This window comes from Streptomyces sp. NPDC037301 (assembly GCF_055602785.1).
The window spans coordinates 1-20,572 of the sequence record NZ_JBVJWD010000020.1 but is presented as its reverse complement, the minus strand read 5'-3'; the positions used below and the strand labels follow the sequence as shown (position 1 = coordinate 20,572).

Here is a 20,572-nt window from a genome sequence, read left to right as displayed (position 1 = left end):
TCAGGCGGGTACGACATCCGCGGCCGCCGGGGCGCATTGCGCCGCGTGCATCGGCATCTCGGTCAGACCCGGGTAGTAGATGTGCAGACTGACGGCCGGTTCGAGAGAGCCGTTGACCACTTCGTGCACATAGCCGGGCGCGAAGACGCGCTGCGCGCCCGCGTCCAGCACCCGCGTACCGCGCTCGGTCTGCTCGGTCAACTGACCTTCCAGGACGGTCAGTACGCCGGAGGACGGACCATGGTCGTGGCGCCCGCTGCCCTGGCCGGGCACCCAGCTGAGCAGCCAGACCTCGTAACCGAGCGGGGTCTCCCCTGCTCGAGCGGAGCCGAGAGCTTGGGGAACTGTGCGCAGCCGGTGGTACCAGCGGGTGGTGGTGTCGTACCGGACGAGCGGTGCCCACTGCGCGCGGTCGGCGGCGATGCTGCGGGCGAGTCCGACGAACTCGGCCACGGTGGAGGGGTGCTCGGGGGCCGGCTGGAGGAGGTGCTGGACCTCAAGGATGTCGCCGGCGATCTGAAGGTCGCTGTCGCTGTTCATGGAAGCGGTGGTTCCTCGGCATGGGGGGTGCATGTGCGGGGTGTCTCGGAGACCGGAGAGCCGCGCAGGCGCAGAGAAGAAGCTCTACGGAGACGCTCTGCGAGAAGCTCTGCAAAGGAGGAGCTGGATCAGAGCCGGTGCCCTACGGCATCAACAGCTGTGACAGCTGGAACAGCAACAGCGCGCCTGGACAGCGGTGCGGAACCCACGGACGTGGGTGGCGTACATCGCTGCGGTCGCTGGCATGCAGTCAAGGAGACCGGCCCGATCCTCTGCTGTCAACTCAATGACCGATTTGGGGGTAATGTTTCACCTCATCCGGTTACTGCGGGCAGGGAGAGGTTTGTGCAGCCGTCGCGACGGAGATGTGGCGCATCAACCGCGTCTCCAAACGTCGTTGGGGCCTCGTGACCCGACTGTGATCTCGATCGCTTCGGTGATCGAATCGAAACATGAGGGTGGCTCCGGTCGTCTCTCTCAGCGAGAGAGGGGGTGTGGCGAGTTCCGTGGCATATGTCAGGTTTTTGGCGATTTGCACACTTTCCGCATACCCTTGGTTCCGCAGAGTGAATACCGGGGCCAATAGCAGATCTTCGCTTGACTGGCCTGGAGCTACACACTTGTAATTTCACTCGTGTCGTTCGGCCGCAATCAGTAACGGCTGCATCACGGGGACGCAAGAGACAGACGAGGGGCGCACATGACCGAGCTGTTCCAGCAACTGCTGGTCGAGGACGCGGACGAGGAACTCGGCTGGCAGGAGCGCGCACTGTGCGCCCAGACCGATCCCGAGTCCTTCTTCCCCGAGAAGGGCGGATCCACCCGCGAGGCCAAGAAGGTCTGTCTCGCCTGTGAAGTCCGGTCCGAATGCCTTGAGTACGCGCTTTCCAATGATGAACGGTTCGGAATCTGGGGCGGCCTTTCGGAACGTGAACGGCGCCGCCTGAAGAAGGCCGCCGTCTGACCGCGGACCACCGGAACAACAGAACACCGCGTAGGAAGCGCACACCGGCCGCCCACCGGACCGCGACCGATCATGGCCCGCCGCCTGCACTCCCCCCGCAGGCGACGGGCCATTGCTGTGCCCGTCGCCGCTCCACCACCGCCCTCGTTGAACTGCTCGGCGGCACCGCGGCTATCCGTACCGTTAGTGTGGGGCCCCGTCCGAGACGCGCCAACGCCCCGACGGAGCGCGCGTGTACACCGATGCAGCCCCCGGGGGGACGCCCCCCGGACCCGGCCGGAGGGCCCGTACCTCGATGTCCGTGCACAGCCAATCGACGGCGCCGTACGCGGCTGCCGCCGCCCCAGAGTTCCCCCGGCATGTCGTCACCGCCGTGCTCGTCTCCCACGACGGCGCGCGCTGGCTGCCCGACGCGCTCGCCGGGCTGCTCGGGCAGGAACGCCCCGTACAGAACGTCGTCGCCGCGGACACCGGCAGCGCCGACGACTCCGCGCGGCTGGTCACCGAGGCGCTCGGCGCCGAACGCGTCCTGCACCTCGCGCGCCGTACGAGCTTCGGCACCGCCGTCGACGAGGTGACCCGCACGGCCGGCGTCCTCACCCCCGAGGACCTGCCATACCTGAAGCGCCCCAGCAGTTGGGACCCCGTCAGCAGGTCCTGGCGCGACGATGCGTACGACCTGCCCGAACTGCCGCACGGCGAACCGGTGCAGTGGCTCTGGCTGCTCCACGACGACTGCGCACCCGATCCCGACGCGCTCGCCGAGCTGCTGCGCGTCGTCGACACCGACCCGCACGCCGCGATCGTCGGCCCCAAGCTCCGCGGCTGGTACGACCGCAAGCAGCTGCTCGAAGTCGGCGTCTCCATCGCCAACAGCGGCCGCCGCTGGACCGGACTCGACCGGCGCGAGCAGGACCAGGGCCAGCACGACCAGGTCCGTACCGTGCTCTCCGTCTCCACCGCGGGCATGCTGATCCGCCGTGACATCTGGGAGGAGCTCGGCGGGTTCGACCGCAGGCTCCCGCTGATGCGTGACGACGTCGACCTGTGCTGGCGCGCGCACACCGCCGGACACCGGGTGCTCGTCGCCCCCGACGCCGTCCTCAGGCATGCCGAGGCCTCCGCCCGCGAGCGCCGTCCCATCGACTGCGCGGGACGCTCGGTCGCCTCACCGCACCGTGTCGACAAGGCAGGCGCCGTCTACACGATGCTGGTCAACGCACGCGCCAAGGCCCTGCCCTGGGTGATGCTCCGGCTCGTCCTCGGCACCCTGCTGCGTACCCTTGCCTATCTCGTCGGCAAGGTGCCCGGCCAGGCCCTCGACGAGGTCGCCGGGCTCTTCGGCACCCTGCTGCGCCCCGGGCGGATCCTCTCCGCCAGGCGCAGCCGCGGCAAGGGCGCCGTCGACCAGGCCGAACTGCGTGGACTCTTCCCGCCGCCCGGCGCCACCGTCCGTGCCACCGTCGAGCAGGTCGCAGGGAACTTCGGCGGCGGTTCCGATGCCGACTCGGGCGGCTCACGGCACGGCGCCGTGGAGTCCGGTCCCGGTGGCGACGACGCCGACTTCCTGGAGATCGAGCAGTTCGCGCGGCTGAAGCGGATCGGACGCAAGCCGGGCCCGGTGCTCTTCGCCCTTCTGCTGTTCGTCTCGCTCGTCGCCTGCCGCAGCCTGTTCGGTGGCGGAGCGCTGGCAGGCGGCGCACTGCTGCCCGCGCCTGCCGACGTCTCCGACCTGTGGGGCAGGTACGCGGACGGCTGGCACGCGGTCGGTACCGGCGGCACGCAGACCGCACCGCCCTACCTCGCCGTCATCTCGGCCCTGTCCGCGCTGTTCCTCGGATCGACCGGCTTCGCGCTCACGCTGCTGCTGGTCTGCTCGGTCCCGCTCGCCGGGCTCACCGCGTACTTCGTCTCCCGGCCGCTGCTCGAATCAAGGCTGCTGCGGGCCTGGGCGAGCATCGCGTACGCCTTCCTGCCCGCCGCGACCGGCGCACTGGCGACGGGTCGCCTCGGCACCGCCGTACTGGCCGTCCTGCTCCCACTGATCGCCCGCGCCGCTGTCTCCGCGCACGGCATGCGCGCCGTCGGCGACGCCCGCGGCAGCTGGCGCGCCACCTGGGCGTACACCCTGCTCCTCACCTTCGCGATGGCCTTCACGCCCATCGTCTGGCCGCTCGCCGTGGTCCTCGGCATCGGGGTGCTCGCACTGCGCCGCGGCGACATCGCCGCGTACGGGCTCCGCTTCCTCGCCGCGATCGGCACCCCGCTGCTGGTTCTCGCGCCCTGGTCGCTCTCGCTCCTCACCAGCCCGTCCGGCTTCCTGAAGGAGGCGGGCCCGGAGATCGGTACGGGCACGGCCTCCGCACTCGACCTGCTCGGCATCAGCCCCGGCGGCCCCAAGGCCGCGGGCGGTGTGCTGCTGCTCGGCATCGTGTTCGCCGCGCTGGCGGCGCTGCTGCGCGGGGAGCGGCAGTTCGCGGTACGCACCGCGTGGGCGGTCGCGCTCGTGGCACTGGTCTTCGCCGCTCTCGCCAACGGCTCGGGCTGGGCGGGCCCCGCCACCCTCGTCTACGGCATCGCACTGATCGTCGCCGCGCTGGTCGGCGCGGACGGCGCCCGGGTACGCGTCGCCGAGCTCAGTTTCGGCTGGCGCCAGCCCGTCGCCGCACTGATCGCTCTCGCCGCGGGCCTCGCCCCGGTGCTGGCCGCCGCCGGCTGGATGATCGGCGGTGCCGCGGGCCCGCTGGAGCGCCGCGACCCGGTGCAGGTGCCCGCGTTCGTCGCGGAGGAGAGCACCACCCGCGACCAGCCGCGCACCCTGGTCCTCGGGGGCACATCGCCCGCCGCCGTCTCGTACACCCTGGTACGCGGCTCCGGCGCGCGGCTCGGTGACGCGGAACTGGCCGAGGCGGGCGGCGGTAACAGTCACCTCGACAAGGTCGTCGCCAATCTGGTCGCGGGCTCCGGCGCCGACCAGGGCAGCCAGCTCAGCGGATTCGCGATCCGTTACGTACTGGTACGGGACGGCGCTCCGAAGGAGATGAGCCGGGTCCTCGACGCGACCCCGGGGCTCAGCCGGCTGAGCCAGTTGGACGGCAGTGCGCTGTGGCGGGTCGACCGGCAGGTCGCCCGCGTCATGATCATCCCGTCCGGCGCCGACGACGAACCGCTGCCCGTGGGCTCCCTCCCCGTCGAGGCGCACACAAAGATTCCGGCAGGCGGCTCCGGCCGGGTGCTGCGGATCGCCGATGCCGCCGACCCCGGCTGGGAGGCCACGCTCAACGGGCGCGCGCTGGCCCGGAAGACCGTCGACGGCTGGGCCCAGGGCTTCGAGCTCCCCGCCGAGGGCGGCACCCTGGACCTCACGTACAACACCCCGCTCACCCACACCGCCTGGGTCTGGGCCCAGGCCGCGCTGGCTGTGGTCCTGGTGGTCCTCGCCCTGCCCGGCCGCCGCCGGGAGATCGACGACGACCTGCCCGAGGAGGACACGGCAGTCCCCGCGGAGCCGGTCGCGGGCGAGGGGCGCCGGGCACGCAGGCTGCGCGCGGCCGCCCAGGCGGAGGCGGAGGCCGAGCCGGAGCCGGGCGGGAGCGCGGAGGAGGCGGCGGGGGAGTACATCCCCGCACAGCAGACGGCCGAACCGCATCCGCAGCAGACCGACGACCAGGAAGTGTTCGCCCCGCAGGCCGACAGCGGTCAGTACCCGGCGGTGCCGCAGCAGCAGTACGGCGAATGGGACGCGCAGCAGTACCAGGGCGCCGACTACCAGCAGTACCAGGGCGAGCAGTACCAGGACGGCCAGTACGGCACGCAGCAGGAGCACCAGGCGACCGCCGACCCGTATCAGCAGAACGCCTACGACCCGTACGGCTACGCGCAGCAGCAGCAACAGCAGTACGACCCGCAGGCCCAGTACGCCCCCCAACCCCCGCAGTACGACCCGCAGGCTCCGTACGACCCTCAGGTCCACTACGGCCAACAGGGCCAGTACGACCCGCAGAACCCCGACGAGAACCCCGTCCCGGGCCAGAACCCGTGGCCGACCGGTAACGCATCGCGAGGCGAGTCCGAGTGAAATCCACCAGCCTGTCTTTCATCGCGGGCACCGTCGCCCTCGCCGCCGTCACCGGCTTCGCCGCGCTCACCGCGCCCGGCGACGGGGGCGCGACGGAGGCGAAGGCCGCCACCCGGCTGCCGGTGGAACGGTCCAGCCTGCTCTGCCCGGCGCCCGGTCTCTCGGACCTCGCGGAGACGACATACACGTCGTTCACCCCGGCGGGCGGCAGCGGCGGCGAGGCCGGTACGGCCGAACTGAAGCAGTCCACGTCAGCGACGGCCGACGACGCCACGGACAAGGGCGGGAACAAGGGCGGGAACAAGGACAAGAAGGAGCAGGCGAAGACGGATTCCGGAAAGGCTGTCGTCTCCCTCAAGGAGCCCGGCAAGCCGGCCACCGCCGACGAGTCCGGCGCCGACGCCCCCGCGCTGGTCGGCACCGCCACCGGCCGCCTGGCCCCTGGCTGGACCACCCAGCAGACCACCACGGTCGAGGCGGGCGGCGCCCGCGGCCTGCTCGGCGTCAGCTGCACCGGACCCGACACGGACTTCTGGTTCCCGGCCGCGAGCACCGCGAAGTCCCGCGAGGACTACGTCCACCTCACCAACCCGGACGACACCGCGGCCGTCGCCGACATCGAGCTGTACGGTCCGGACGGCACCCTCAAGTCCGATGTGGGCGAGGGCATCACGGTGCCCGCCCGGTCCAGCGTCCCGGTCCTGATCTCCACTCTGACCAGCAAGGTGGCCGAGGACGTGACCGTCCACGTCACCACCCGTACCGGACGCGTCGGCGCGGTCGTCAGGACCGCGGACGAAGAGGCCGGCAGCGACTGGCTGGCCGCCTCGGCCGACCCGACGGGCACCCTGGTGCTCCCCGGCATCCCGGCGGACGCCACCTCGGTCCGCCTGGTGGCCTTTGCACCCGGCGACGGCGACGCCGATCTGAAGGTGAAACTGCTCGGCAAGACCGGCGCGATCTCCCCGGCCGGGAACGAGGACCTCCACGTCAAGTCGAGGATGACCGCGGGCGTCGACCTGAAGGACATCACCAGGGGAGAGGCCGGCTCCCTGCTGCTCACCCCGGCCCAGGGCGGAAAGGGCACCCCGGTGGTGGCCGCGCTGCGTGTGGTCCGCGGCAAGGGCGACGCGCAGGAGGTCGGCTACATCCCGGCGACCGGCCCGGTGGGCGCACAGGCGACCGCGGCCGACAACCGGGCCAAGGGCTCCACCCTCTCGCTCACCGCGCCGGGCGCCACCGCCACCGTGAAGGTCACCGCCTCCGCCGGCAGCGGGGGTGGCGAACAGGCCGTCAAGACGTACACGGTCAAGGGCGGTACGACGCTCGCGGTCACCCCGCCCGTGCCGTCCGGGCTCAAGGGCAGCTACGCGCTGACGGTGGAGACACAGTCGGGCGGCCCGGTCCACGCCGCACGCACGCTCGCCCTGCCGCAGGACGGCATCCAGATGTTCACCGTGCAGACCCTGCCGGACGACGGCGCAACGGTCGAGGTGCCCGCGGCCGAGCAGGACCTGTCGGTCCTGGACGAATGAGCGGGCGGGCGGTACGGGTGGGACCGGGCGCCGGGCCCGCTCGTACCGCCGCTCCTACTCCTGCCCGTACCGTGGATCGACCGACTCCGGCGAAAGGCCGAGCAGGTCCGCGACCTGCTCCACCACGACCTCGTGCACCAGCAGGGCGCGCTCGTCGCGGTTCTTGGTGCGGATCTCGACGGGCCGCCGGTAGATGATGACCTGCGCGGGCCGGTCCTTCTCCGCCGAGACCGCACGCCCCAGCGGTACGGTCTCCTCCTGAGTCCCCGGCACATCGAGCACCATGAAGTCGACATCGGCCAGCTGCGGCCAGCGCCGCTCCAGCCGTTCCACCGAATCCTGCACGAGATCACGGAAGTTCTCCGCCCTGCTGGCCGAGAGCGGCACCTGGGGCGGGGCGACGGGCCCGCGCATGCCGCGGCCATGGCGGTCACGACGGCGTGGGCGTGGCTCGGACTGGTGGGGAGGTACGGGACTGTCCATCACTGACGCAGGGTAACTCTCTGCGGCGCAGGTGGATCGCTGCTCCCTGACGGGGCGTCGGCATGTCCAATCCTGAACAATCCGGCCAGACGAGAGCCCGTTTCAGGCCCAGCTCCTGACCATTGATCTCCTGCTGAATGACAGCTTTTGTGCCGAGTGGTGACCGGAATCGTTGCCGATACGGTCTGCGCCCCCGGGTTCCTCCGCAGGTCAGAAGGACTGCCCGGAAGGCGGCCGTGCCGGAGGTCACAGGGCGACACGGTGGGGTGACCTGAGGGGGAGTCGTCGCAGCCCGCTCAAGAGTGCGGTACCGTCCAACATCGTGAGCCCTGTACGTCGCTGTTCGCGCACCGCGTGCGGCCGCCCTGCCGTCGCGACACTGACGTACGTCTATGCCGACTCGACTGCGGTCCTCGGCCCGCTCGCCACCTATGCCGAGCCCCACTGCTACGACCTCTGTGCCGAGCACAGTGAGCGGCTGACCGCGCCACGTGGCTGGGAGGTCGTCAGGCTCTCCGACCCCTCCGCTCCCACGCGCCCCAGCGGCGACGACCTCGAAGCGCTTGCCAATGCCGTACGGGAAGCGGCGCGGCCGCACGACCGCGGACCCGATGGCAGGGGCGGCGGCCCGCAGACCGCGGGTCCGATGGAGGTCGGTCGCCGCGGCCATCTGCGGGTGCTGCGCTCGCCGGACTCCTGAGCACGCCGTGTCGTTCGGCGCGTCCCGCCCGTGATTTCCCGTTCAAGTTTTCACGTGCGAGTCATTGACCAAAGCTTGTCGTGGACACGACCATTCCTTCACTCGTGAGAAAAAGCTTTCCGCATCACGGAATCCGGGGAGGTCTGCGTGTTTGTCCAGCAACTCGAACCCGTAGCCGATTCGCTCGCTCTGTCCGCTCTGGTCGCGGCGCTTCCCCTGGTCACCGTGCTGGTGCTGCTCGGGGCGGTCCGGATGCGGGCACACCGCGCCGGACTCATCGGCCTCGCCGTCGCAGTCGCCGTCGGCTCGCTCGCGTACGGCATGCCCCTCGGCCAGACCCTCTCCGCAGGCGCTCAGGGCGTTCTCTTCGGGCTCTTCCCCATCATGTGGATCGTCGTCAACGCCCTCTGGGTGTACCGGATGACCGTACGGACCCAGCACTTCGACATCCTCCGCCGCTCCTTCGGCAGGCTCTCGGACGACCCGCGCATCCAGGCGCTGGTCATCGCCTTCTGCTTCGGCGCGCTCCTCGAAGCCCTCGCCGGATTCGGTGCGCCCGTCGCGATCTCCTCCGTGATGCTGGTGGCGCTCGGCTTCGACCCGGTGAAGGCGGCCGTCGTCTCGCTCGTGGCCAACACCGCACCGGTCGCGTTCGGCGCCATGGGCACTCCCGTGGTGACGCTCGCCCAGATCACCGGGCTGCCGCTGGACGACGTGGCCTCCGTCGTGGGCCGCCAGACCCCGCTGCTGGCCCTCCTCGTACCCCTGATCCTGGTCTTCCTGGTGGACGGAAGGCGCGGACTGCGCGAGACCTGGCTGCCCGCACTCGTCTGCGGAGTCGCCTTCGCCGCGGCCCAGTTCGCCGCATCCAATTACGTCTCCGCCCAACTCGCGGACATCGCCGCCGCGCTCGTCGGCGCGGCAGCGCTGATGGCCGTCCCCGGGGCACGCAGGCCGGCCGAGGAGCCGGTGCGTACGGCAGTACTGACAGGCGTACGGAGCGAGGACCTCGATCGCGAGGACCCGCACCGCGAAGTGCTGCGTGCCTACGCCCCGTACGCCCTCATCGTCGCCGTCTTCTCCGTCGCCCAGATCCCGCCGGTCAAGGAGCTGCTGGCCGAGGCGACCCGGGTCTTCGACTGGCCCCTCCTCGATGTCGCGAACCCGGCGGGCAAGCCGGTCGGCGCCAACCTCTTCACGCTCCCGGTCATCGCCACCGGCGGCACCCTCGTCCTGCTGGCCGGCCTGGTCACCACCGTCGCGCTCCGCGTACGGCCCCGGGACGCGGCGCGCGAGTGGGCGGGCACGGTGCATGAACTGCGGTACGCGATCCTCACCGTGACCTCCGTACTGGCACTCGCGTACGTCATGAACCTCTCCGGGCAGGCCGCCACGATCGGCCAGTTCGTGGCCGCGGCAGGTGCCGGACTGGCCTTCCTCTCGCCGGTGCTCGGCTGGTTCGGCGTCGCGGTCTCCGGCTCCGACACCTCCGCGAACGCCCTCTTCGGCGCACTCCAGGTCTCGGCGGCACGTGAATCGGGCCTCTCACCGGAACTGCTGGCCGCGGCGAACAGCTCCGGTGGGGTGCTCGGCAAAATGATCTCCCCGCAGAACCTGACGATCGCGTGCGCGGCGGTCGGCCTGGCCGGACGCGAGGGAGACCTGCTGCGCAAGGTGCTGCCGTGGAGCCTGGGACTGCTGCTTGTGATGTGCCTGATCGTGCTGGCGCAGAGCACGACGGCGCTGGGCTGGATGCTGCCTTGAGCGGCACGGCACTCGAGCCCCGACCGGTAATGAGGACGAAGCGGCAACCGGGCGCCCCCGGTCACCGTAGGCACAGCCGGGCAGCCGCACAGCCGCACAGCCGCAAGACCCCACGGGCCGCCCGAACGGCCGCCGGGTAGTTTGGGCGGTCCGCAGAAATCTCAGGAGGACCGGCCCGTGGCTGCTGATCTGTCGCAGATCGTCAAGGCGTACGACGTGCGCGGAGTGGTGCCCGACCAGTGGGACGAATCGCTGTCCGAGCAGTTCGGGGCGGCGTTCGTCGAGGTGACGAGCGCGGACGCGATCGTGATCGGCCACGACATGCGGCCCTCGTCGCCCGGTCTCTCGGGCGCCTTCGCACGCGGCGCCGCGGCGCGCGGCGCGGACGTCACACTGATCGGCCTGTGCTCGACCGACCAGCTCTACTTCGCCTCCGGCAGCCTCGGCCTCCCCGGCGCGATGTTCACCGCCTCGCACAATCCGGCGCAGTACAACGGCATCAAGCTCTGCAAGGCGGGCGCCGCACCCGTCGGCCAGGACACCGGGCTCTCCGAGATCCGCGCCCTGGTCGAGAAGTGGTCCGAGACCGGCACACCGCAACCGGCCGCCACCCCCGGCACCGTCACCGAGCGCGAGACGCTCCCCGACTACGCCGCGCAGCTGCTGTCCCTGGTCGACCTCGCATCGATCCGCCCGCTGAAGGTCGTCGTCGACGCGGGCAACGGCATGGGCGGCCACACCGTCCCCACCGTCTTCGCGGAGCTCCCCGTCGACCTTGTGCCGATGTACTTCGAGCTCGACGGCACGTTCCCCAACCACGAGGCCAACCCCCTCGACCCGAAGAACCTGGTCGACCTCCAGGCCCGCGTCGTGGCCGAGGGCGCCGACCTGGGCCTCGCCTTCGACGGCGACGCCGACCGCTGCTTCGTCGTCGACGAGCGGGGCGCGGGCGTCTCCCCGTCCGCGATCACCGCCCTGGTCGCGGCCCGCGAACTCGCCCGTAACGGCGGCAAGGGCACCGTCATTCACAACCTGATCACGTCCCTCTCGGTCCCCGAGGTCGTCCGCGAGAACGGCGGAACCCCGGTCCGTACCCGCGTGGGCCACTCCTTCATCAAGGCGGAGATGGCCGAGCACGGCGCGATCTTCGGCGGCGAACACTCCGCGCACTACTACTTCCGTGACTTCTGGAACGCCGATACGGGCATGCTCGCCGCGCTCCACGTCCTGGCCGCGCTGGGCGGCCAGCCGGGCACACTGTCGGAACTGGTCGCCCAGTACGACCGCTACACCGGATCCGGCGAGATCAACTCCACGGTCGCCGACCAGCCGGGCCGCACGGCAGCGGTACGTGAATCCTTCGCACCCCGCGACGGTGTCACGACCGACGACCTGGACGGCCTGACGGTCACGGGACCGGACTGGTGGTTCAACCTCCGAGCCTCCAACACGGAACCCCTGCTGCGCCTGAACGTCGAGGCCCGAGACGAGCAGACGATGACGCTGGTACGGGACGAGGTGCTGGCACTGGTCCGGGAACGGGCCTCGTAGGGCGAGTCCGGCGGTTCAGCCCTGTCCGGCGATTCCGGCCGCCCGGCAATGACAGCCTCTCCGGCGTTTGAGGAGCGGGGCCCGGCCCGGGCCGGTTCGGGAAGGGGAGGGCAGGGGAATGGCCCGCCGCAGGCGCCCACACCGCCCCACCCCACCCCCCGGCCCGGGCCGCGCCCCCCGCACCCCGGCGGTAGGCTGACGTCGCCCGATCCGCGCGAACCCGAATCGCTTGTTCGAATGTTTGAAGGGACTCACCCCATGCCGCTCGAAGCCGGCCTTCTGGAGATCCTCGCCTGCCCGGCCTGTCACTCTCCGCTCGACGACCGGTCGGCAGCCGACAGCCCCGAGCTGGTCTGCACCGGCACGGATTGCGGCCTGGCCTACCCGGTGCGGGACGGCATTCCGGTCCTCCTCGTCGACGAGGCCCGCCGCCCCGCGTAACGGCATCCGCGCCAGCGCCCCGCACGGTGATCAGCACGTGATCGGAGGACCGTCCCCATGCTCGACGAGTCGCTGCTCGACGCCCCGGAAGCCCTGGCCCGAGCCGACCGCCGCGGCCTGCTCCGCGGCGCCGCCGAGGCCGGGGCCCGGGTCCGTACCGCCGCCCGTCACGCGGCGGAGGCCGGGATCGCCGCACTGAACCCGGAGGGCCGTCCCCGTGCCGTACTCGTCGCGGGCTCCGGCACCGCCGCGTCCGGCGTCGCCGACCTGATCACTGCCCTGGCAGGCGCCTCCGCGCCCGTCACCCGTATCCACCCCACCGGGGTCGCCCCCGCCGCGGGCGCGATGCGCTGGACGCTGCCCGGCTGGGCCGGCTCCGTGGACCTGCTGCTCATCGTCACGGCCGACGGTTCCGAGCCGGGCCTCTCCCTTCTCGCCGAACAGGCGTACCGCCGCGGCTGCAGCGTCGTGGCCGTCGCCCCCCGCCAGTCACCGCTGCGCGAGGCGATCGACGGGGCACACGGACTCGTCGTACCGATGGCCTCCGCCCCGCACGGCGAGTACGACGCCGAGACGTCGGCCGCGGGCCCCGGCACGCTCTGGGCCCTGTTCACCCCGCTGCTCGCGCTGCTCGACCGGGTCGGCCTGGTCACCGCGCCCGCCGAGGCGCTGCAGGGCGTCGCCGACCGCCTCGACCGCACCGCGGAACGCTGCGGTCCGGCCATCGCCACGTACAGCAACCCGGCCAAGACCCTCGCTGCCGAACTCGCCGACAGCCTGCCCCTCATCTGGACGGAGGGCGAAGCCGCGGCCCCGGTCGGCCGCAGATTCGCCGCCGTCCTGGCCGAGCTGTCCGGCCGCCCGGCCCTCGCCGCCGAACTCCCCGAGGCGCTTCCCGCTCACGGCGCACTGCTGGCGGGCACATTCGCCGCCGGGGCCGACCCCGACGACTTCTTCCGCGACCGGGTCGACGAGCCGGAGCCCCTGCACGCCCGCGTCGTACTGCTCCGCGACCGCCCCACCGGCGGCCTGAGCGCCGGGCCCGCCGCCCGCGAACTGGCCCTCGGCCACGACACGGCGATCAGCGAACTCGAACCGGACGAGGGCACCGAGCTCGAAGCCCTCGCCGAACTCCTCGCGGTCACCGACTTCGCCGCCGTCTACCTGGCACTCGCCTCGGCAGCCCGCGCCTGACCGCCCGGGTCGACCCGCACCACGCACACCACCCCCCGATCCACGCATCTCACAAGGACGAACTCATGGACCGGCTCTCCAACACCGTGCGCCCTTACGCCTGGGGCTCCACCACCGCCATCCCCGAGCTGCTCGGCATCGCCCCTACCGGCGAACCCCAGGCCGAGATGTGGATGGGTGCCCACCCCGGAGCCCCCTCTCGCCTCACCCGCGCAACCGGCACCGGAGAGGCCGGCCCCGAGCAGCCTCTCACCGACGTCATCGCCGCTGACCCGGAACGCGAACTGGGCCGGGCCACCGTCGAAAAGTTCGGCCCCCGCCTGCCCTTTCTCCTCAAACTGCTCGCCGCAGGCGCCCCACTCTCCCTCCAGGTCCACCCCGACCTCGCACAGGCCGAGCAGGGTTACGAGGACGAGGAGCGCCGATCCGTCCCGATCGACGCGCCCCACCGCACGTACAAGGACGCCAACCACAAGCCCGAGCTGATCTGCGCGCTCACCCCCTTCGCCGGCCTGTGCGGCTTCCGCAGGCCCACCGAGGCCGCCGAGGCGATGGCGGCACTCGGCGTCGACTCCCTCAAGCCGTACGTCGACCTCCTCGGTGCCCACCCCGAAGAGGCAGCCCTGCGCGAGGTCCTCACCGCGATCCTCAGCGCCGACCCGACGGAGATGGCCGAAACGGTGAACCTGGCGGCCGCTGCCGCCGAGCGCCTCGGCGGCGCCCACGCCCCGTACGCCCGGATCGCCCACCACTTCCCCGGCGACCCCGGTGTCATCGCGGCGATGCTGCTGAACTACGTAGAACTCCAGCCCGGCGAGGCCCTGTTCCTCGGTGCGGGTGTTCCGCACGCCTACCTCGACGGCCTCGGCGTCGAGATCATGGCCAACTCGGACAATGTGCTGCGCTGCGGACTCACGCCCAAGCACATCGACGTGCCAGAACTCCTGCGCATCGTCCGCTTCGAGGCGACCGACCCCGGCGTCCTGCGTCCCGAGGCGTCCCCGTCCGGCGAGGAGCTGTACGAGACGCCTGTGGACGAATTCCGGCTCTCGCGCTTCGACCTGTCGCCCGGCGCCGACCCCGTCGACCTGACCAGGGACACCCCGCAGATCCTGCTCTGCACCGCGGGCGCCCCGAAGGCGGGCACGCTCGGTCTCACCCCCGGGGCCTCGGTTTTCGTACCCTCCGGCGAGAAGGTCGAAGTGTCCGGTACGGGAACTCTGTTCCGCGCCACTGTGGTGGCCTGACGTACCGTCCGCATCAGCGGCTGCAACAATGTCCGGCCGTACCGCGGCGCCAGGGCCGCAGCACCGAAGAAGGGACACCAGGCACCCATGAGTGCGTCAGGCGGAACCAAGGCGATCGTGGCGGCACTCGGCGCCAACCTCGCGATCGCAGTGGCCAAATTCGTGGCGTTCCTGTTCAGCGGCTCGTCGTCGATGCTCGCGGAGAGCGTCCACTCGCTCGCAGACTCGGGCAACCAGGGCCTGCTGCTGCTCGGCGGCAAGAAGGCCCAGCGCGAGGCCACCCCCCAGCACCCCTTCGGCTACGGCCGCGAGCGCTACATCTACGCCTTCCTCGTTTCCATCGTGCTGTTCTCGGTCGGTGGCATGTTCGCGGTGTACGAGGGCTACGAGAAGATCAAGCACCCGCACGAGATCGAGGCCTGGTACTGGCCGGTCGGTGTGCTGGTCTTCGCGATCATCGCCGAGGGTTTCTCCTTCCGTACGGCGATCAAGGAGTCCAACGAGACCCGCGGATCGCTCTCCTGGAAGGAGTTCATCCGCCGTGCGAAGGCCCCCGAGCTCCCCGTCGTCCTCCTGGAGGACTTCGGCGCGCTGATCGGTCTGGTCCTCGCCCTCGCAGGTGTCGGCCTGGCCCTCGGGACCGGCAACGGCGTCTGGGACGGAATCGGCACCCTCTGCATCGGTGTCCTGCTGATCGTCATCGCGATCGTGCTCGCCGCCGAGACGAAGTCTCTGCTGCTCGGCGAGGCCGCCGGCGCCGACCAGGTCGAGAAGATCAAGGCCGCGGTCGTCGACGGCGACACGGTCACCGCCGTCATCCACATGCGTACGCTCCACCTCGGCCCGGAAGAGCTGCTGGTCGCCGCCAAGATCGCGGTGCAGCACGACGACACGGCCACCGAAGTGGCCAACGCCATCAACGCCGCCGAGACCCGCATCCGCGCAGCCGTCCCGATCGCCCGGGTCATCTATCTGGAACCGGACATCTACAGCGAGGCCGCTGCCGCAGCCGGCACCAACCCCGGCAAGACCCCAGGGGGAGCGCCCGACAACACTCCCCGCACGACCCCCGACGGAACCCCGGACACCTCGACGGATTCCGGCCACTGACCCACTCACGTACACCTCCCAACCGCCCCCGACAGGCCCTCCCGCCCGCTCCCGGCATCGCTCTCCCAGCCACTCCCCGTCCAGGGCGGGCTGGGAGCGACTGGGCCGGTCGGTGTAGATTCGATGGCAGTGTCAGACGTCGCTGCTGATGGCGGTCGATCGGTCCTCATACGGGGACCGGCCGAGGGAGAGAGGGCCTCCGACGGACTGCGCTGCGAGCGCCCGGGCATTCGTGTGCCCGCCGCCGCAGAGCCAGCCGTGCCCACCTCGACACCCATCACGAGGAGCAGCCCGTTATGACGACGGTCGCCAATCGACAGGACTTCAAGGTCGCAGACCTCTCCCTCGCGGCGTTCGGCCGCAAGGAGATCACCCTCGCCGAGCACGAGATGCCCGGCCTGATGTCGATCCGCAAGGAGTACGCCGCCGCGCAGCCGCTGGCCGGCGCCCGTATCACCGGTTCGCTGCACATGACCGTGCAGACGGCCGTGCTGATCGAGACCCTGGTCGCCCTCGGCGCAGAGGTCCGCTGGGCCTCCTGCAACATCTTCTCCACCCAGGACCACGCCGCCGCGGCCATCGCCGTCGGCCCGAACGGCACCCCGGACGCCCCTGCGGGCGTCCCGGTCTTCGCCTGGAAGGGCGAGACGCTCGAAGAGTACTGGTGGTGCACGGAGCAGGCCCTGACCTGGCCGAACACCCCCACCGGCGGCCCGAACATGATCCTCGACGACGGTGGTGACGCCACCCTCCTCGTCCACAAGGGCGTCGAGTTCGAGAAGGCCGGCGCGGCCCCGGACCCGTCGACCGCGGACAGCGAGGAGTACGGCCACATCCTCACCCTGCTGAACCGCACCCTCGGCGAGTCCCCGCAGAAGTGGACCCAGCTGGCGTCCGAGATCCGCGGCGTCACCGAAGAGACCACGACCGGTGTGCACCGGCTGTACGAGATGCACCGCGACGGCACCCTCCTCTTCCCGGCGATCAACGTCAACGACGCCGTCACCAAGTCCAAGTTCGACAACAAGTACGGCTGCCGCCACTCCCTGATCGACGGCATCAACCGTGCCACCGACGTGCTCATCGGCGGCAAGACCGCCGTCGTCTGTGGCTACGGCGACGTGGGCAAGGGCTGCGCGGAGTCCCTGCGCGGCCAGGGCGCCCGCGTCATCATCACCGAGATCGACCCCATCTGCGCCCTGCAGGCGGCGATGGACGGCTACCAGGTCGCCACGCTCGACGACGTCGTGGCCCAGGCCGACATCTTCGTCACCACGACGGGCAACAAGGACATCATCATGGCCGCCGACATGGCCAAGATGAAGCACCAGGCCATCGTCGGGAACATCGGCCACTTCGACAACGAGATCGACATGGCCGGCCTGGCGAAGATCGACGGCATCGTCAAGGACGAAGTCAAGCCGCAGGTCCACACCTGGACGTTCCCCGACGGCAAGGTCCTCATCGTGTTGTCCGAGGGCCGTCTGCTGAACCTGGGCAACGCCACCGGCCACCCCTCGTTCGTGATGTCCAACTCGTTCGCGGACCAGACCCTGGCCCAGATCGAGCTGTTCACCAAGCCCGAGGAGTACCCGACCGACGTCTACGTGCTGCCCAAGCACCTGGACGAGAAGGTCGCCCGTCTCCACCTCGACGCGCTCGGCGTGAAGCTCACGACGCTCCGCCCCGAGCAGGCCGCCTACATCGGCGTCGAGGTCGAAGGCCCGTACAAGCCCGACCACTACCGCTACTGATCCCGCCCGTCGGCGACCGCGCACATCACCACCGGTCAGTGACGACCGGCCGCTGACAGACGGAACAGCCTCAGCAGCAGCTACGAGCGCAGGCCCCCGCACCCCCGTGTCGGGGGCCTGCCCCGTACCGCACCCGCTCAGCCCGAGGAACCTCGAAGGACCCCATGCCCCGCGGTCGATATTCGCTCCATGATCTTCACGATCACACCCTCCTCGGCGAAGAACACTTCCAGTGCGCCCCCGGCCCCTCCGGCTGGCGCTACGTCTCCCAGACCACCGCCCCTTCCGGCGACCACCTCGGCTCCGTCGACCTCACCCTCGACGAACTGGGCCGCCCCATCCGGCTCGAACTCCACGCCGCGAGCTGGCAGGTCCGAGGCGCTGCCCTCGACGGCGTCACCTGGGTCCGCACCGACCCGACCGGCACTCATGCCACCGAAGGCAATGTGCGCGCCCACGCCTTCACCGGCACATCCCCCGCATTCCTCATCGCGACCTCACGACTGCTGCGCCTCACCCCCGATTCCCCCGCGGCCCGAGTCCGCCTGGTCGCCTTCACGGACCCGGTCCTCGCTCCCCGCACCGTCGACCAGTCCTGGGCCCTGGTCAACAGTGAAGCGCACGCCACTGACAACGGCCCTCTGACGGTGGACGAATACCAGGTCAGCGCCCTGGACACCGGCGAACAGCACACCATTCACCTCGCCGGCGACGTGGTCCTGTCGGCCCCCGGGATCGAGCTCGAAGACCTGGAGTCCCCGCCCTCGCCTCGCTAGGCAGGCGGCGCGAACCCCGTTGCAGCGGGTGCTGCTCCGCCCTCCTCCACTGCCGGGACCACGGGAACAGCCGCCGCACCCCCCGCGGACCCCACTGGCACGGAAGCAACAGCCCCACCCGCCAGTACTCCGCTTCCCGTCTGCGCAGCGACGAACACCCGCCGCGCATCCCGCGCCTGCCGCTCGTTCACCACCGCCGCCAGATACGCCCCGGCGGGTACCCCCTCGGGCACCGGAACCCCGGTCTTCGTCGCCAGCTCCACAGCCAGCCGCTCCGCCATCGACCGGCCCACCTGCGCGTCGAGCTGATGCATCCGCGTCAGGTACTGGCGTATCGCCAGCCACAGACCGTCCGGCACCGCTGACAGATCCAGCCCCGCGAACCGCCCGACCAGCCACGGCGGCGGAGGTGGCACAGCAGCAACTCGTCCCGCCGACACCCGCTCCCGTACGACAAGCGTCCCCGCGAACACGTCCCCGAGCCGCCGCCCCCGCGCCGACACCAGCGAGGCGATACAGGCGACAACCCCGAGCGTCATCAGAATCTCGACGACTCCCATGGCCCCGCGCACCAGCGCATGCCGAAAACGGATCGGCCCCCCGTCGTCCCGGACCACCCGCAGCCCGCACGCCAGCTTCCCCAGCGAACGCCCATGGCTGAGCGTCTCCACCGCGATCGGCCCGCCCACCAGCACCAGCAGAAAGGACGCGACGGATACGGCCGCGAGTGCCGCGTCATCCAGCGTCGCCGTCGCGACGGCCAACCCGATCGACACCAGAACGAACGCCGCCCCCACCACGGCAAGATCGATGGCCAGCGCCAGCGCTCGGCTAGGCAATTTCGCCGGACGCAACCCCAGCACGACCGCGTCCCCGGTCACGAGCTCACTCATCGCCGCCCCATCCTTCGCCGATCTTCCCTGCCCCTCGGGACCTCAGTCTGCCAAGCTGACCCGCAGCGCGCCGCCGTAGTACGAACCCGTACGCACCCATGCCTGGAGCAGCAGCCGACCATGGACCTCGACGTCTTCGTGACCGCCCACCGCACCGAGTGGGACCGCCTGGACCATCTCCTGCACCGCAGGCGCCGACTCACCGGCGCGGAAGCCGACGAACTCGTCGAGCTCTACCAGCGCACGGCCACCCATCTCTCTCTCCTCCAGTCCAGCGCCCCGGACCCGATGCTCACCGCGCGCCTCACCCAACTCGTGGCCCGTGCCCGATCCACAGTCACAGGCACCCGCCGAGCCTCCTGGCGAGACGCCACACGCTTCCTGACGGCCGGTTTCCCCGCCGGCGTCTACCGGTCCAGGCGCTGGTGGATACCCACGGCCGTCCTCTCCACGCTGCTGGCCGCAGTCATCGGCTGGTGGATCGGCACGCATCCGGAAGTCCAGTCGGCCATCGCGGCTCCGGACGACCTCCGCCGCCTGACCAGCCCGGGCGGGGAGTACGAGACCTACTACTCCAGCCACCCGGCCGCATCGTTCGCCGCCCAGGTATGGACGAACAACGCCCAGGCCGCAGCGATGTGCCTGGTCCTGGGCGCGTTCCTCGGAATCCCGGTGATCTGGATCCTCTTCGTCAACGTGCTCAACCTTGGCGTCGGCCTCGGCCTGATGTCTTCAGCCGGCCGGCTCGACACCTTCCTGGGGCTGGTTCTCCCACACGGCCTGCTCGAACTCACCGCAGTCTTTGTCGCAGCGGGTACGGGCCTGCGCCTGGGATGGACGGTCATCGACCCGGGCCCGCGCACCCGCCGCTCAGCCCTCGCCCAACAGGGCCGGGCCGCGATCGGCATGGCCATCGGCCTCGCACTGGTCCTGTTTGTCTCGGGCGTCATCGAAGGCTTCGTCACCCCCTCCGATCTCCCGACCTGGGGGCGCATCACCATCGGCATTGCGGCCGAGCTGGCCTTCCTCGCGTACGTCTACATCCTGGGCGGCCGAGCAGCGCGAGCAGGCGACCGGGGCGACGTCGATGCCACGGAGCGCAGCGCCGAGCTCCCGGTCGCTGCCTGATGTGCGTACACCCCCGCTGACCTGCTAGTCTCCTCTTCGCCCCGAAAGACCGTTGACATGGTCGGCCAGGGGAGGTAGATTTTAACGGTTGCGTCGGACTGGACAGGTCCGATCCCAACGGTTAGTGTCTTCCTCGCTCTCCACCGGAAATTGAATTTCCGCAGAGCCGTTGATTCTTTTATTCCGAATCACGCAGCCGATCAGTTCGGCCGAATGCTTCTGGTAAAGTCGAGTCAGCCGAAAGGCAAAGGTCACTCCAAAGGCCACTGGAATTCAAACTCGGACCGGAAACGGAACGAAAAAAGAATCTGGTAAGGTTGGAAACGCCGGAAAGGGAAACGCGAAAGCGAAGAACTGGAAAGCGGCCCCGCTTCGACCGGGAATCGGACACGGAAGAGTCTGATAGAGTCGGAA

At 70.5% G+C, this 20,572-nt stretch carries 16 protein-coding genes; 13 read left to right on the top strand and 3 right to left on the bottom strand.

Annotated elements, in window-relative coordinates; genetic code table 11:
• Entirely contained in the window at positions 1-540 is a 540-nt protein-coding gene (locus tag ACZ7IB_RS28120) for a cysteine dioxygenase (RefSeq protein ID WP_470916594.1), read from the bottom strand.
• Between the two features lie 700 nt (positions 541-1,240).
• Between ACZ7IB_RS28120 and ACZ7IB_RS28115 the strand changes: the two genes are divergently transcribed.
• The 3 genes from ACZ7IB_RS28115 (at position 1,241) to ACZ7IB_RS28105 (ending at position 7,117) form a co-directional block, all read left to right on the top strand.
• A complete protein-coding gene (locus tag ACZ7IB_RS28115) occupies positions 1,241-1,504 on the top strand; it encodes a WhiB family transcriptional regulator (RefSeq protein WP_030927001.1) in 264 nt (87 codons plus the stop codon).
• 295 nt (positions 1,505-1,799) lie between these two features.
• Positions 1,800-5,582, top strand: coding sequence for a glycosyltransferase (locus ACZ7IB_RS28110; RefSeq protein ID WP_470916593.1), 3,783 nt, complete (start codon positions 1,800-1,802; stop codon positions 5,580-5,582).
• Entirely contained in the window at positions 5,579-7,117 is a 1,539-nt protein-coding gene (locus ACZ7IB_RS28105) for a DUF5719 family protein (RefSeq protein WP_470916592.1), read from the top strand. The genes ACZ7IB_RS28110 and ACZ7IB_RS28105 overlap by 4 nt, the downstream gene beginning before the upstream one ends.
• A 54-nt stretch (positions 7,118-7,171) precedes the next feature.
• On the opposite strand, the gene ACZ7IB_RS28100 is transcribed toward ACZ7IB_RS28105, so the two are convergent.
• Positions 7,172-7,600, bottom strand: coding sequence for a metallopeptidase family protein (locus ACZ7IB_RS28100; RefSeq protein ID WP_470916694.1), 429 nt, complete (start codon positions 7,598-7,600; stop codon positions 7,172-7,174).
• Positions 7,601-7,922: 322 nt separating this feature from the next.
• On the opposite strand from ACZ7IB_RS28100, the gene ACZ7IB_RS28095 reads away from it, so the two are divergent.
• The 9 genes from ACZ7IB_RS28095 to ACZ7IB_RS28055 all read left to right on the top strand — a co-directional run bounded on the left by ACZ7IB_RS28095 (position 7,923) and on the right by ACZ7IB_RS28055 (position 18,137).
• Positions 7,923-8,300, top strand: a complete 378-nt coding sequence (locus ACZ7IB_RS28095) for a DUF3499 domain-containing protein (protein WP_470916591.1) — start codon at positions 7,923-7,925, stop codon at positions 8,298-8,300.
• A 147-nt stretch (positions 8,301-8,447) separates the two neighbouring features.
• On the top strand, positions 8,448-10,064 hold the full coding sequence (locus tag ACZ7IB_RS28090; RefSeq protein ID WP_470916590.1) for an L-lactate permease: 1,617 nt from the start codon (positions 8,448-8,450) through the stop codon (positions 10,062-10,064).
• A 177-nt stretch (positions 10,065-10,241) separates the two neighbouring features.
• Positions 10,242-11,615 (top strand): phosphomannomutase/phosphoglucomutase, encoded by a 1,374-nt coding sequence (locus tag ACZ7IB_RS28085; RefSeq protein WP_470916589.1) that lies wholly within the window; start codon positions 10,242-10,244, stop codon positions 11,613-11,615.
• A gap of 258 nt (positions 11,616-11,873) precedes the next feature.
• Positions 11,874-12,056, top strand: a complete 183-nt coding sequence (locus tag ACZ7IB_RS28080) for a Trm112 family protein (protein ID WP_030927015.1) — start codon at positions 11,874-11,876, stop codon at positions 12,054-12,056.
• Positions 12,057-12,113: 57 nt separating this feature from the next.
• Positions 12,114-13,250 (top strand): SIS domain-containing protein, encoded by a 1,137-nt coding sequence (locus ACZ7IB_RS28075; RefSeq protein ID WP_093898698.1) that lies wholly within the window; start codon positions 12,114-12,116, stop codon positions 13,248-13,250.
• A gap of 65 nt (positions 13,251-13,315) precedes the next feature.
• Positions 13,316-14,497 (top strand): mannose-6-phosphate isomerase, class I, encoded by a 1,182-nt coding sequence (gene manA / locus ACZ7IB_RS28070; RefSeq protein ID WP_470916588.1) that lies wholly within the window; start codon positions 13,316-13,318, stop codon positions 14,495-14,497.
• A gap of 87 nt (positions 14,498-14,584) precedes the next feature.
• The gene (locus tag ACZ7IB_RS28065; RefSeq protein WP_470916587.1) at positions 14,585-15,607 is read left to right on the top strand and encodes a cation diffusion facilitator family transporter; all 1,023 of its coding nucleotides are present in this window, start codon (positions 14,585-14,587) and stop codon (positions 15,605-15,607) included.
• A gap of 296 nt (positions 15,608-15,903) precedes the next feature.
• Positions 15,904-17,361 (top strand): adenosylhomocysteinase, encoded by a 1,458-nt coding sequence (ahcY, locus tag ACZ7IB_RS28060; protein WP_402005916.1) that lies wholly within the window; start codon positions 15,904-15,906, stop codon positions 17,359-17,361.
• A gap of 164 nt (positions 17,362-17,525) precedes the next feature.
• On the top strand, positions 17,526-18,137 hold the full coding sequence (locus ACZ7IB_RS28055; RefSeq protein WP_470916586.1) for a hypothetical protein: 612 nt from the start codon (positions 17,526-17,528) through the stop codon (positions 18,135-18,137).
• Here the strand turns inward: ACZ7IB_RS28055 and ACZ7IB_RS28050 are convergent.
• Positions 18,134-19,030, bottom strand: a complete 897-nt coding sequence (locus tag ACZ7IB_RS28050) for an RDD family protein (RefSeq protein ID WP_470916585.1) — start codon at positions 19,028-19,030, stop codon at positions 18,134-18,136. The two genes, ACZ7IB_RS28055 and ACZ7IB_RS28050, sit on opposite strands and share 4 nt — an antisense overlap.
• Positions 19,031-19,150: 120 nt before the next feature.
• On the opposite strand from ACZ7IB_RS28050, the gene ACZ7IB_RS28045 reads away from it, so the two are divergent.
• Entirely contained in the window at positions 19,151-20,158 is a 1,008-nt protein-coding gene (locus ACZ7IB_RS28045) for a stage II sporulation protein M (RefSeq protein ID WP_470916584.1), read from the top strand.
• Positions 20,159-20,572: the final 414 nt, after the last annotated feature.